Below are 12,941 nucleotides of genomic sequence, written 5' to 3' on the forward strand. Positions count from 1 at the left end.
GACCATTATCGGCGGCGAGTCATGTCGCGGCTGGCATCGAGGGGGAGAGGAGCGGAAGCGTGGGCCGCGAGTTCCTCGGTCCGCAGTTTCAATCAATCGATTGATTGAAACTGTGATTGATGCTATGGGAGCGGCATGAAAGCTGCTTCCGAAAGTGATGCGGGAACGCGCGAGGCGCTGATCCGGGCCGGGCTCGACCTGTTCGGGCGGCACGGGTTCGAGGCAAGCTCGATCCGCGAGATCGCCCAGGCGGCGGGCGTCAACAGCGCCGGCATCGCCTATCATTTCGGCGGCAAGGACGGCCTGCGCCAGGCCTGCGCCGAGGCCGTCGTCGCGACGATGAAGCAGCGGGTCTTCGGTGCCACTGCCGCCATGCCGCCGCTCGACGGGCTCGCGCCGGAGATGGCTGTGGAACTGCTGCTCGGCATTGTCGGGCGCGTCGCCGCTTTCGCGACGCAGGCGCAGGAGAGCGAGACCATCGCCCGCTTCGTCCTGCGCGAGATGATGGAGCCGACCTCGGCCTTCGAGACACTTTACGAGGGGCTCGTCGGCCCGGTCCACGGCCAGCTCTGCCGGCTCTGGGCAGCCGCGACCGGCATGGCGCCGGAGGCGCAGGACACCAAGCTCGCGGTCTTCGCGACGATCGGGCAGGTGCTCTATTTCCGGCTCGCCCGGCCGGCCGTGATGCGGCGGATGGGCTGGAGCACGATCGACACGGCTGAGAGCGAGGCGATCGCCGGCGTCATCCGCGCCAATGTCCGCGCGAGCATCGCCGGCATGCGGGAGAACAGGTCATGATCCTCGGCTTCCTCTGCTCCTTCGGCCTGATCGCCGGGAGCTTCTCCACCTGTGGCGGCGATACGGTCCGGATCGCCGGCTATGTCGAGGGCGAGTACGTGCGGCTCGGCCCGATCGACACCGCCCGCATCGAGCATATCGATATCCGTCGCGGCGACCGCGTCGAGGCCGGCAAGGTCGTCGCCGGGCTGGAGACGACCGACGCCGAGAACGCAGTTCGCGAGAGCGAGGCGCGACTGGTCCAGGCGCAGGCGCAGCTCGACAACCTGCGCAGCGGCAAGCGCCCGGAGGAGATCGCGGTGATCGAGGCCAATCTCGCTTCGGCCAAGGCGCAGCAGCGCGAGGCCGAGCGGGCGCTCGACCGCCGGCAGGACCTGCTGCGGCGCGGTGTCTCCACCCAGGCCGATTTCGACCAGGCGGAAACGGCGCGCGATGTCGCCGCCGCGAGCGTCCGCCAGAATGCCGCCAATCTGGATGTCGCGCGCCTGCCGGCGCGGCCGGACGAGATCAAGGCAAGCGAGAACGCGGTCGAGCAGGCCAAGGCGGCGCTGGCGCAGGCGCGCTGGCGGCTGTCGCAGCGCCAGCTCGTCGCGCCCTCGGCCGGGCGGATCAGCGACGTGCTGCGCCGGGTCGGCGAGCTCGCGGGGCCGAGCGCGCCGGTGCTTCTGATGCTGCCGGACGGCGCCGCCAAGCTGATGCTGTATGTGCCGGAAGTGCGGGTCTCCGGCGTGACGACGGGCATGAAGCTCGATGTCCGCTGCGACGGTTGCGCGCCCGGCCTGACCGCGACCGTGACCTATGTCTCGCCGGAGCCCGAGTTCACCCCGCCGGTGATCTATTCGGCGCAGACGCGCCAGAAGCTGGTCTATCTCGTCGAGGCGCGGCCGGATGGCGGCCCGCAATCGGCACTTCAGCCCGGCCAGATCGTCGATGTGACGCTCAGGGGGCAGCGGTGAGCGCGCCGCTCGCCATCGATGTTCGCGGCATGACCAAGCGCTTCGGCAAGCGCACGGTGGTCGACGATGTCGACCTTGCGGTGGCAACGGGCGAGATCGTCGGCTTCCTCGGGCCCAACGGCTCGGGCAAGACGACGACGATCCGGATGATCTGCGGCTTGCTCAAGCCCGATGCCGGGGAGGGCACGGTGCTCGGGCTCGATGTCCGCACGCAGAGCGCTGCGATCAAGCGTCAGGTCGGCTACATGACGCAGCGCTTCTCCTTCTACGAAGACCTGACCATCGCCGAGAACCTGACCTTCGTCGCCAGACTCTACGAGCTCGATCCGGTCGACGAGGCCGTCGCCAAGACGCTGGACGGGCTGGGCCTGACCTCGCGCAAGGACCAGCTCGCCGGCACGCTCTCGGGCGGCTGGAAACAGCGCCTGGCGCTCGCCGCCTGCATCATGCACCAGCCCAAGCTCTTGCTGCTCGACGAGCCGACGGCCGGCGTCGATCCCAAGGCGCGGCGCGAGTTCTGGGACGAGATCCATCGGCTGGCCGGCGATGGGCTGACCGTGCTGGTCTCGACCCATTACATGGACGAGGCCGAGCGCTGCCACCGCATCGGCTACATCGCCTATGGCCGCATGCTGGCGACGGGAACCGTCGAGGAGGTGGTGAAGGGCTCCGGGCTCGTGACCTATGTTGTGCATGGCGCGCTGAAGCCTGCCCAGATCCGGGCGCTGGAGGCGACTGAGGGCGTCGAGCAGGTGGCGCCCTTCGGCGCGACGCTGCATGTCGTCGGCGCCGACCGGAGCAAGCTGGAAGCGGCGCTGGCGCCCTTGAAAAACGAGGCCGGCCTCAAGGTCGAGCCCGGCGAGACCAGCCTCGAGGATGTCTTCATCAAGTTCATGACCGGCGCGCAGGAGCGGGCGGCATGATCTCCCTGTTCTCGCCCCGCCGGCTCGGCGCGATGCTGGCCAAGGAATTCGTGCAGATGCGGCGCGACCGCATCACCTTCGCCATGATGCTGGCGGTGCCGATCCTCCAGCTCCTGCTCTTCGGCTATGCGATCAACAACGATCCGCGCGGCCTGCCGGCGGCGATCCTGGCGCTCGGGCAGGACCGCTATACCCGCGCCGTGGTCTCGGCGCTGGAGGTCTCGAACTATTATCGCTTCGGCGAGCGGCCGCAGAGCGCAGCCGAGGCCGAGAGCCTGATGGCCAAGGGCGAAATCTCCTTCCTCGTCACCATTCCCAGCGATTTCGGCGCGCGCGTCGAGCGGGCGGACAAACCGCGCATCCTGGTCGAGGCCGATGCGACCGATCCGGCGGCGGCGAGCGGCGCGGTCTCGGCGCTCGGCACGATCGCGAGCCGGGCCTTGCAGCGGGCGCAAGGGCGCGAGCCAGTCACCGATCCGGCCGGCGCCAGCGGCGACAGCCTCTCCTTCGTCGTGCACCGGCGCTACAACCCGGAGAACATCACCCAATACAACATCGTGCCGGGCCTGCTCGGCGTCATCCTGCAGATGACCATGGTGATGATGACGGCGATGGCGCTGACCCGCGAGATCGAGCGCGGCACCATGGAGAACTTGCTTGCCATGCCGGCGACGGCGGGCGAGATCATGCTCGGCAAGGTCTTGCCTTATCTCGCCGTCGGCGCCGTGCAGGTGGTGATCGTGCTGGGAGCGGCGAAGCTGCTATTCGCCGTGCCGTTCCTCGGCGGGCTCGGGCTGCTGCTCACTTGCGTATTGATCTTCGTGCTGGCGCTGGTGCTGCTCGGCTACACGATCTCGACGGTGGCGCGCACGCAGCTTCAGGCGATGCAGCTCACCTTCTTCTTCTTCCTGCCGTCCTTGATGCTGTCCGGCTTCATGTTCCCCTTCGCCGGCATGCCGGGCTGGGCGCAGGCGCTGGGCGAACTCTTCCCGCTGACGCATTTCCTGCGGATCATCCGCGCGATCATGCTGAAGGGCGCGGGCCTCGGCGATATCGGCGACGAGGTGGTCTATCTCAGCCTGTTCGTGCCGGTTTACGCGGGGCTCGCGCTGATGCGGTTCCGGAGCACGCTGGACTGAGCGAAGTCACTGCGTGACGTTCGGGTCGAGGCAGTGACTTGCAAAATGATAGTCACTGCATTAGCTGGGGCGTATGCAGCCCCGGCTCATCCCGCTTGCCGAATGTCCCTGCGCCCGCGCCGTCGAGGCCGTCGGCGAATGGTGGAGCATCCTGATCCTGCGCGATGCGCTGCAGGGCTTCACCCGCTTCGACGAGTTCCAGCGCAGCCTCGGCATCGCGCCGAACATGCTGGCGCGGCGCCTGAAGCATCTCACCGAAGCCGGATTGTTCGAGCGGCGGCTCTATAGCGAGCGGCCGAAGCGCTACGAGTACCTGCTGACGCAGAAGGGCAGGGACTTCTTCCCCGTGGTCGCGGCGCTGGTCGCCTTCGGCAACCGGCATCTCGCACCGGAAGGGCAGGCCCTGCTGCTCGCCGATCGCGAGAGCGGGCGGGCCGTCGTGCCGACCTATGCCGATGCGCAGAGCTTGCAGCCCGTGAATCCCGACAACGTCACCGTCATCGCCGGCCCTCAGGCCAGCCCCGGCATGCTGCAACGCCTCGCCATCGTGGCGGCGCGAGATGCGGCTGCGCCGGCCTCCCACATATAGGAGCTTCCCATGCGCCGTATCGTCGTCACCGGAATGGGCGTGGTCTCGCCGCTCGGCTGCGGAACCGAGATCGCCTGGCAGCGCCTGCTGGCCGGGCGTTCCGGCCTGCGCCGCCTGCCGGATGCGATCGTCGAGACGCTGCCGGCGAAGATCGCGGGCTTGGTGCCATCAAAGGCCGAGGATGCCGAGGGCGGCTTCGATCCCGATGCGGTGATCGCGCCGAAGGACCAGCGCAAGATGGACCGCTTCATTCAGTTCGCGCTGGTCGCCGCCAAGGAGTCGCTCACTCAGGCCGGCTGGCAGCCGCAGAGCGAGGCCGAGCGCGAGCGCACCGCGACGGTGATCGCCTCCGGCATCGGCGGCTTCCCGGCGATCGCCGAGGCGGTGCGGACCGTCGACCAGCGCGGCGCGCGCCGGCTTTCGCCCTTCACGATCCCGTCCTTCCTCGTCAATCTGGCCGCCGGCCATGTCTCGATCGAACACGGCTTCAAGGGGCCGATCGGCGCGCCCGTCACGGCCTGTGCCGCCGGCGTGCAGGCGATCGGCGATGCGGCCCGCATGATCCGGGCTGGCGAGGTCGATATCGCGCTCTGCGGCGGCACCGAGGCCTGCGTCGATCTCGTCGCGCTCGGCGGTTTCGCGGCGGCCCGCGCACTCTCGACCGGCTTCAACGACGAACCGGAGAAGGCTTCGCGACCCTTCGACCGGGATCGCGATGGCTTCGTCATGGGCGAGGGCGCCGGGCTTCTGGTGATCGAGGCGCTGGAGCATGCGCAGGCGCGCGGCGCGACGATCCTGGCGGAGCTGACCGGCTACGGCACCAGCGCCGACGCCTATCACATCACCTCGGGACCCGAGGACGGCTCCGGCGCGCGACGCGCCATGGAGACAGCTCTCAAGCAGGCGGGGCTGCGTCCGGCCGATGTCGCCCATCTCAACGCCCATTCGACCTCGACGCCGGTCGGCGACCGCGGCGAGCTTGCCGCGATCAAGGCGGTGTTCGGTGATGAGGGCGGCATCGCGATCAGCGCGACGAAATCCGCGACCGGCCATCTGCTCGGCGCGGCCGGCGGGCTGGAGGCGATCTTCACGATCCTGGCCCTGCGCGACCAGATCGCCCCGCCGACACTCAACCTCGAAAACCCCGACGAGGCGGCGGCCGGGCTCGAACTCGTGGCGAAGGCTGCGCGGCCGCTCGCGATGGAGCATGCTATCTCGAACGGCTTCGGCTTCGGCGGCGTGAATGCCAGCGCCGTGTTCAGGCGCTGGCCGTAGGCAGCCGATTCAGAGCGGAATGTTGTCGTGCTTGCGCCAGGGGCGTTCGACGCTCTTGGTGCGCAGCATGGCGAGGGCCCGGGCGATGCGGCGGCGTGTCGAGTGCGGCATGATCACCTCGTCGATATAGCCGCGCTCGGCCGCGACGAAGGGGGACATGAAGCGGTCCTCATATTCCTTGGTCTGGCGCGCGATGGTTTCCGCATCGCCGCCACGGAAGATGATCTCGACCGCGCCCTTGGCGCCCATCACCGCGATCTGCGCCGTCGGCCAGGCATAGTTGACGTCGGCGCCGATATGCTTCGAGGCCATCACGTCATAGGCGCCACCGAAGGCCTTGCGGGTGATGATCGTGACCAGCGGCACTGTGCATTCGGAGTAGGCGAAGAGCAGCTTGGCGCCGTGCTTGATCAGGCCGCCATATTCCTGCGCCGTGCCCGGAAGGAAGCCGGGAACGTCGACGAGCGAGACGATCGGAATCTCGAAGGCGTCGCAATAGCGCACGAAGCGGGCGGCCTTGCGCGAGGCGTCCGAGTCGAGCACGCCGGCCAGCACCATCGGCTGGTTGGCGACGATGCCGACCGTGCGGCCCTCGATGCGGCCGAAGCCGGTGACGATATTGCCGGCATAGGCCTGCTGGATCTCGAAGAAGTCGCCCTCATCGACCGTCTTCAGGATCAGTTCCTTGATGTCGTAGGGCTTGTTCGGATTGTCCGGGACCAGCGTGTCGAGACTCATGTCGACGCGATCAGGCACGTCGAATGACGGCCATTCCGGCACGCCCGCGGTGTTGTTCGCCGGCAGGAAGTCGAGCAGGCGGCGCACCTGCAGGAGCGCCTCGACATCGTTCTCGAAGGAGCCGTCGGCGACCGAGGACTTCGACGTGTGGACCTTGGCGCCGCCGAGCTCCTCGGAGGTCACGGTCTCGTTGGTGACGGTCTTCACCACCTCCGGGCCGGTGACGAACATGTAGGAGGTGTCGCGGACCATGAAGATGAAATCGGTCATCGCCGGCGAATAGACGTCGCCGCCGGCGCAGGGGCCCATGATCACCGAGATCTGCGGGATGACGCCGGAAGCCTGGACGTTGCGCTTGAAGACCTCGCCATAGCCGCCGAGGGCCGCGACGCCTTCCTGGATGCGGGCGCCGCCGGCATCGAACAGGCCGACGATCGGCGCGCGCATCTTCAGCGCCATGTCCTGGATCTTGATGATTTTCTGGGCGTGCGTCTCCGACAGCGAGCCGCCGAAGACGGTGAAGTCCTTCGAGAAGACGAAGACGGTGCGGCCATTGACCGTGCCCCAGCCGGTGACGACGCCGTCGCCGGGAATCTTCTCGGCCTTGTCCATGCCGAAATCGACGGCGCGGTGCTGCACGAACATGTCGAACTCCTCGAAGGAGTCCTTGTCGAGCAGCAGCTCGATGCGCTCGCGCGCCGTCAGCTTGCCGCGCTTGTGCTGCGCCTCGATGCGGCGCTCGCCGCCGCCCTTGCGGGCGCCCTCGCGGCGGGTTTCGAGCTGTTCGAGGATGTCCTTCATGGCGGCAGGCTCCCGGCCGGAAATCGCGTCTCGAAAGCCGGCTTAAGCGGCCATCGCGCATGAGTCCATTACGACGTTTGCTGAAGCGGGAACCGCAATCATGCGGAACGTGCGGCCGGATTGCCGAGCGCGTCGTTCAGCCGGACGGCCTCCTGCACCAGTGTCGTCACCAGTGCGGGGTCGACGCTGTCGCCTTCGCGGAGTTCCCAGGTCGCCAGTTCGTATTTGCCGCCGGCCTTGAGGCGGGGCGCGATCTCGCGCAGTCGCTTGCCGCGCCAGAAGCCGAAGAGGACGCGCTTCTCCTCGGCGCGGATCAGAAGGACCGGGCCGTTCGAAAAATAGACGAGATGGGTCCATTTGATCCGCTCGTCGAGCGGGGCGGCAGCGCGGACATCCCGCCGCAATTGCTTGACGAGGGTGCGCTGCCAGCCGGAGAGGGCCGCGACATAGGCATCGGGAGATGTCGCCGCGGGTCCCATTGCCATCAGGTTTAGCCTTTCAGCAGCAACAGTACGGCCGCGTCGAATTCGCGGCGGCGGATGACGCGGCGCTCTACTGCTTCCTCGTCCTGGCCCCAGATGCCGATCTGGTAGTCCTCGTCGAGATGGGCGGCGTCCCAGACGGCGTCCGGATCGATCCGCCGGTTTGCCAGCGCCAGCGTGAGGATGGCCGAGCCGGTCAGCGTCATGACGTTATGGGCGCCGGCGAGCGCGAGCGGGGCGGGGATTTTCCCGACGTGGCGGGCGACGGCCGCGAGCGTCTCCTCCGGCTGCTGCGCGAAGACGATGCCTTCCGCCAGCAGGAAGCGGGCGCCGATCAGCGCCTCGATATCGCCGAGGATCGGCTGCCAGATTTCGTTCTGCCGTTCGACCAACGCCTCGGGCTCGCCGGCGCGGTAGCAGAGCGCATCGGAGCCGGCATAGCGGACGATCTCGGCGCGCACGGCCTCCTGCTGGTCCTCGACGCCGTCGAGCGCCGAATTGACGAGCCGGGTCAGCGGCATCCGGGCGGGGTCGACGCGTTCGGCCTGTGCCTGCCATTCGACTGCGAGAGCTTCCGCGACGGGGCGGGAGGTCACCGCGAGCTGTCTGCGGGCCGGGGTCCGCGCTGTCTTGCCGTCGAGGGCGACATGGAAGAGGCCGTCCCGCTCCAGAACGCCGGCCTCCTTGTAGAAGCGGGCGGGCAGGGGATTGCGCATCGCCTGCTGGGCTGCGGCGACGGGGTCGGGCTGGCTGGCGCCGGGCGAGCCGAAACGGGCGAGGAAATCATCGGTGGACATGGCCCCGCCATAGCGCATTCGCGCCCGGCAGGGAAACCCGCCTCAGGCGGCGCGGATCCGGCCGAGGAACTGCGCGACCTCCGTGTCGAGATGCACCGACTGGCGCGAGAGCTTGTCGGCGGATTCGGCGACATGGCTGGCGGCCTCGTCGGTTTCCGCGGCAATGCGGCTGACGATGTCGATATGGCCGGCGGCGAAGACGGTCTCGTCCGCCGCGCGCCGGATGATCTGGGCGATGTTGGCGGCGGCGGCATTCTGCTGCTCGACCACCGTCGCGACATTGCCGGAGATCTGGTTGAGCGAGCCGACGGTGGCGTTCATGGCGTCGATCGCGCCGATCGCCTCGGAGCTGGAGTCGCGGATGGCGCCGATCTGGTTCTGGATTTCCTCGGTCGCGCGCCAGGTCTGGTTGGCGAGCGACTTGATCTCCTGGGCGACGATGGTGAAGCCGCCGCCGGAATGGCCGAGGCGGGCGGCCTCGATCGAGGCGTTCAGCGCGAGCAGGTTGGTGTGCTTGGCGATGGTCGAGATCGCGTCGGTGATGTCGCCGATCTGGCCGGCCTTGCGCGACAACTCGCCGACCGTATCGAGCACGGCCTGAGCCTGCCGGGTGGTCTCGCCGACGACACGGGTGGTTTCCGCGACCTGACGGTCGACCTCGGCGAAGGAATGCGCCAGCTCCGCCGTGCCTTGCGTGACGGCGACGACGTTGGAGGAGGTCTGGCGCGAGGATTGCGACGCCGCGCTGGACCGTTCGGACACCTCGACCGCGCCGGTCTTCATCTGCTGCGAGGCGATGCGCAGGGACTGCACGGAAGCGATGACGTCGCGCGCGATGCCGGCGATCTCGCGCTCGAAATCGTCGGCGACGCTGTGCAGGACCTGACGGCGGACGAGGGCGCCCCGTTCCATCGTCTCGGCGAGATCCTGACGGGCCTCATCCGCCGCGGCGCGGGCGGCGTCGGCCGCATGACGTTCGTCTTCCGAAATCTCGAGCGACTGGCGAAGCGACCAGACCACGCAGCTCAGCGCGACCGATTGCACGGCCACGATCAGGCCGTGCAGCAGCACGCGGTCGATCTGGTTGCCGTTGAGGAAGACCGCGCCGGGGAACAGCAGGCTCAATGCGAGGTGATGCACGACGATGGCCAGTGTCGCGGGGATGAAGATGCGCCAGTCCAGCCAGCCGGCGAGCACCGCCAGCATGGCGAAGAAGTACATGTGCATGTCGGACTGGTAGGGATGGCCGGCGAAGGCATAGACCAGCAGCATGACCTGGCCCATGGTCACGATGCTCGTGATCTGGCGCGTGATCCAGCCGGTGCGCTCGATGCGCCAGACCATCGTCCCCAGCACCGCCAGCACGACGACTGCGAGTACGAGAGTGGGGCTTCTCAGCGGCGAGCCCGACGGCGTTCCGAGCGCCAGAAAGGCGGCGTTCGCCCAGAGGATCGCAATCAGGAAGCGGGAGAAGCGCTCGCGAAAGCGCAGGACGTCGTTCATCGGCTGCTCCCTGGGGCACTCCCGGTGCAGAGCTTGGCAAAGGCCGCATCGATGACGAGCCAGGCTCCCGCGCCGTAGAGCGCCGAGACGAAGCCGTCGCGTTCTCCCATGGTGAAGGCGACCGAGGAGCCTGAATCGATCTGCAGGAGGCTGCCGCTCGCGCCGGTGACGGCCTGAGCGATTTCCGCCGTACCGGTTCCAGCGGGGAAGAAGGCCGCCATCGGCCGCCCCGGCGCGGGCCAGGCTGCAATCAGGAGAGCGGCGACCGCCATCGCGACGCCGCAGATCAGGCCGAAACCGATCTCGCGCATATGATCCTCCCGGTTGTCCGGTCAGGCAGACGGAAACCTAGACGGGCAGGTTACGGAGGCCGGCTTTATGCTTGGTAAATTGCTTCGCTAACGTTGCGGTATGTGCCTGATTCCGATTCAGGGTCTGAAGCGATCCTGCCAGGCGGGCCTGGCGCCGGGGAAGGACAGGGCTGTGGCGGCATGGACGCCGCGCGCCACGGCGCGGGCCAGCACATCGGCCGCGGTGGCGCAAAGCTCCGTCATCGCGAAGGCATCCGAGGGAGCGCCGCTGTAGCCCGTCGCCGCGGCGAAGACGATGTCGCCGTCGAGCGGTGCATGGGCGGGGCGGAGCGCACGCGCGAGCCCGTCATGGGCGGCAAGCGCGAGGCGGCGCGCCTGCGGCTTGGTCAGCACGGCATCGGTCGCGACGAGCGCGATCGTGGTGTTCTGGCCGGTGCCGCCCTTGAAGCGCAGGGCCGTGTCGTCAGGCGTGATGGTCGCGGGCCAGCCGAGGCCGCCGAATTCTCCATCGCGCTCGTAAGGGCCTGCCCAGAAATGCGGGCCGTCGCCGATCGTGGCGCTGCCGACGGCGTTGACTGCGACGAGCGCGCCGACGATCTGCCCGGTCGCCGCACGCGCGCTCGCCGAGCCGAGGCCGCCTTTCAAGGTCGCGGTCGTCGCGCCATAGCCGGCTCCGGCGGTTCCGAGCGCGAAACTGGCGGAAGCGGCGGCGGCAGCCTGGGCACCGAGGCTGGCATAGGGTGTCTCGCCTTCGCCACGCGCCCAGGGCTTTTCGCCGCCATTCATCAGGTCGAACAGGATCGCCTGCGGGACGATCGGCACGCGGAAGGCGCCGACCGGAAAGCCGCGTCCCTCCTTGGCCAGCCAGCGCATGACGCCGTCTGCCGCGCCAAGGCCCCAGGCCGATCCGCCCGAGAGCACGATCGCGTCGACATGCTCGACGGTCATCTCGGGAATGAGCAGGGCGGTGTCGCGGGTGCCGGGCGCGCCGCCTAGCACGGCGGCCGAGGCGATGGTGGGCCGTTCGAAGATCGCGGCCGTGACGCCGGTCGCTGCCGTAGCGTCATGCGCCTGGCCAACGAGCAGGCCGCGAACATCGGTGATGAGGTTGTGCATGAGGAAACCCGATGGCGAACCGAATCGCGCCGAAGGCGTTGTCGCTACATTACGATCTTTTCATCTGCTGGCCATTGCCGGGTCAGGCCTGCAGGATCAGGCTTATGTCATCGCCTATCGGCTTCGAGACCCGCTGCGCGACGCTTCGACTGACTGCTTCAAGGGAGGTTGCTCCGTGAAACCCATCGCCCTCATCGCCGCATCGTCGATCGCGATGCTCGCCGGCAGCTTCGCGCTGGCGCAGCCGCAACCGGTTCCGCCTGCCGGCGGCGACCAGAAGCAGGAGCGCACCGAAAGCCGCGAGCAGCGCCGCGAGGAATGGCGTGAGCGCCGGGCCGAGCGTGCCAAGGCGCGGCTCGACGAGCGCCTGTCGAAGGTGCGGGCCGATCTCAAGCTGAGGCCCGAGCAGACGGCGCTGTTCGATAAGGTCGAGGGCCTCATCAAGCAGCGCAGCGCCGATCGTGGCGCTCTCTGGAACCAGATGCGCGAGCGGCGCGAGGCGTTGCGCCATGCCGACCTGATGGAGCGGCTCGACGCGACCGCCAACCAGCAGGGCGAGCGCGCTGCCCGCTCCAAGGAACTCGCCGATGCCGTGCGCCCGCTCTGGACAACGCTCAGCGACGAGCAGAAGACGGTGCTGCGCCGCTCGGTACGCGAGGCGATGGCGGAAGGGCGCGAGCGTTTCCGCGAGATGCGCGCCTGGCGCGGCGGCTGGCATGACGACGATCGCGGCGAGCGCCGGGATCGTGGCGAGCGCAGGCAGTGGCGCGATCGCGACGACCAGCACGACGATTGAGCGCTGACCTCAACCCGTTGCCAGACCCATTATTGACGAGAGCCGCGTCCGGATCCGGACGCGGCTCTCGTCATGTGGTTAGACGGCGTTGGCTTCAGGTGCCGACGGCATCCGAGACGCATTTCTTGGTGAAGCTGTTCTTGGCGGCGCCCGCCAGCTTCTTGTCGGCGGCCTGCTTGTCGCAGGCGGCGCCGGCATCCTTCTCGCATTTGGTCAGGAAGCTCGTCTTGGCGGCGCCGGCGAGCTTCTTGTCCGAGGCCTGAAGGTTGCAGCTTTGCGCCTGGGCGGCGCCGGCCATGCAGCACAGGGCGAAGGCCGTCAGCAGAAGTCTTTTCATGCGAATCTCCTCTCCGGGACGATGACGCTACGCTACCCCGCGACCGGGAGATACGGAGAAGACCGATCTCGCCCCGCTTTCGCCAAAATTACTAACGCATGGAATTCGCTGGGAATTCAGGCGTTTACCATATCCATTCAGGTTGGATTCACGGCTCGCCATTTACGCTTTGTCAGTGATTGCGATGCGAAAGGTGAACCATGAAGCAGACATGGTCATGCTGGGCGATGCGGGCCTTCATCGGCTCCGTCTTCATCGTCTGCCTGTTCGGTCCCTACGCACTGTCGATCCTGATCGGCTGCGTGGGCGTGGGCTGCTACTTCTTCCGCAACGAGGTCGGCTCGCATCTCTGAGTCGCGGATAGTCCGCTTCATTCCGAC

Annotated in this window: 15 protein-coding genes; 8 read left to right on the forward strand and 7 right to left on the reverse strand. The window is 68.0% G+C overall.

All coding sequences use genetic code 11. The features are described 5' to 3' along the window. Positions 1-135 precede the first annotated feature (135 nt). From AC3WMA_RS21140 to fabF, 6 genes are all read left to right on the forward strand, one after another. Complete coding sequence (locus AC3WMA_RS21140) at positions 136-798, forward strand: CerR family C-terminal domain-containing protein (RefSeq protein WP_492287306.1); 663 nt, start codon at positions 136-138, stop codon at positions 796-798. Continuing rightward, entirely contained in the window at positions 795-1,754 is a 960-nt protein-coding gene (locus tag AC3WMA_RS21145; RefSeq protein WP_492287307.1) for an HlyD family secretion protein, read from the forward strand. The genes AC3WMA_RS21140 and AC3WMA_RS21145 overlap by 4 nt, the downstream gene beginning before the upstream one ends. 29 nt (positions 1,755-1,783) lie before the next feature. Next, entirely contained in the window at positions 1,784-2,677 is an 894-nt protein-coding gene (locus AC3WMA_RS21150; RefSeq protein ID WP_492287444.1) for an ABC transporter ATP-binding protein, read from the forward strand. Beyond that, positions 2,674-3,816 carry an ABC transporter permease gene (locus AC3WMA_RS21155; RefSeq protein ID WP_492287308.1) on the forward strand — a complete coding sequence of 381 codons (1,143 nt, stop codon included), beginning with the start codon at positions 2,674-2,676 and terminating at the stop codon, positions 3,814-3,816. The genes AC3WMA_RS21150 and AC3WMA_RS21155 overlap by 4 nt, the downstream gene beginning before the upstream one ends. A gap of 73 nt (positions 3,817-3,889) precedes the next feature. Then, positions 3,890-4,405 carry a winged helix-turn-helix transcriptional regulator gene (locus AC3WMA_RS21160; RefSeq protein WP_492287309.1) on the forward strand — a complete coding sequence of 172 codons (516 nt, stop codon included), beginning with the start codon at positions 3,890-3,892 and terminating at the stop codon, positions 4,403-4,405. Positions 4,406-4,414: 9 nt separating this feature from the next. Further along, positions 4,415-5,680 carry a beta-ketoacyl-ACP synthase II gene (fabF, locus tag AC3WMA_RS21165; RefSeq protein WP_492287310.1) on the forward strand — a complete coding sequence of 422 codons (1,266 nt, stop codon included), beginning with the start codon at positions 4,415-4,417 and terminating at the stop codon, positions 5,678-5,680. A gap of 9 nt (positions 5,681-5,689) precedes the next feature. On the opposite strand, the gene AC3WMA_RS21170 is transcribed toward fabF, so the two are convergent. The 6 genes from AC3WMA_RS21170 to AC3WMA_RS21195 all read right to left on the reverse strand — a co-directional run bounded on the left by AC3WMA_RS21170 (position 5,690) and on the right by AC3WMA_RS21195 (position 11,428). Beyond that, positions 5,690-7,219, reverse strand: coding sequence for an acyl-CoA carboxylase subunit beta (locus AC3WMA_RS21170; RefSeq protein WP_492287311.1), 1,530 nt, complete (start codon positions 7,217-7,219; stop codon positions 5,690-5,692). A 98-nt stretch (positions 7,220-7,317) separates the two neighbouring features. Then, a complete protein-coding gene (locus AC3WMA_RS21175; RefSeq protein WP_492287312.1) occupies positions 7,318-7,704 on the reverse strand; it encodes a DUF1801 domain-containing protein in 387 nt (128 codons plus the stop codon). A gap of 5 nt (positions 7,705-7,709) precedes the next feature. After that, positions 7,710-8,498, reverse strand: a complete 789-nt coding sequence (locus tag AC3WMA_RS21180; protein ID WP_492287313.1) for an ATP12 family chaperone protein — start codon at positions 8,496-8,498, stop codon at positions 7,710-7,712. 42 nt (positions 8,499-8,540) lie between these two features. Next, positions 8,541-10,001 carry a methyl-accepting chemotaxis protein gene (locus AC3WMA_RS21185; RefSeq protein WP_492287314.1) on the reverse strand — a complete coding sequence of 487 codons (1,461 nt, stop codon included), beginning with the start codon at positions 9,999-10,001 and terminating at the stop codon, positions 8,541-8,543. Next, positions 9,998-10,312: a hypothetical protein gene (locus AC3WMA_RS21190; protein ID WP_492287315.1), complete on the reverse strand. Its 315-nt coding sequence runs from the start codon at positions 10,310-10,312 to the stop codon at positions 9,998-10,000. Before AC3WMA_RS21190 ends, AC3WMA_RS21185 begins: the two co-directional genes overlap by 4 nt. A 117-nt stretch (positions 10,313-10,429) precedes the next feature. Further along, a complete protein-coding gene (locus tag AC3WMA_RS21195) occupies positions 10,430-11,428 on the reverse strand; it encodes a P1 family peptidase (RefSeq protein ID WP_492287316.1) in 999 nt (332 codons plus the stop codon). A gap of 175 nt (positions 11,429-11,603) precedes the next feature. Here AC3WMA_RS21195 and AC3WMA_RS21200 point away from each other — a divergent pair, with 175 nt between their 5' ends. After that, the gene (locus AC3WMA_RS21200) at positions 11,604-12,224 is read left to right on the forward strand and encodes a Spy/CpxP family protein refolding chaperone (RefSeq protein WP_492287317.1); all 621 of its coding nucleotides are present in this window, start codon (positions 11,604-11,606) and stop codon (positions 12,222-12,224) included. A 94-nt stretch (positions 12,225-12,318) separates the two neighbouring features. Here the strand turns inward: AC3WMA_RS21200 and AC3WMA_RS21205 are convergent, their stop codons facing one another. Continuing rightward, the gene (locus tag AC3WMA_RS21205) at positions 12,319-12,561 is read right to left on the reverse strand and encodes a hypothetical protein (RefSeq protein ID WP_492287318.1); all 243 of its coding nucleotides are present in this window, start codon (positions 12,559-12,561) and stop codon (positions 12,319-12,321) included. Positions 12,562-12,761: 200 nt separating this feature from the next. Here AC3WMA_RS21205 and AC3WMA_RS21210 point away from each other — a divergent pair, with 200 nt between their 5' ends. Then, the gene (locus AC3WMA_RS21210) at positions 12,762-12,914 is read left to right on the forward strand and encodes a hypothetical protein (RefSeq protein ID WP_156407051.1); all 153 of its coding nucleotides are present in this window, start codon (positions 12,762-12,764) and stop codon (positions 12,912-12,914) included. Positions 12,915-12,941 lie beyond the last annotated feature (27 nt).

It is taken from the genome of Allobosea sp. FW305-C-101 (assembly GCF_058783685.1).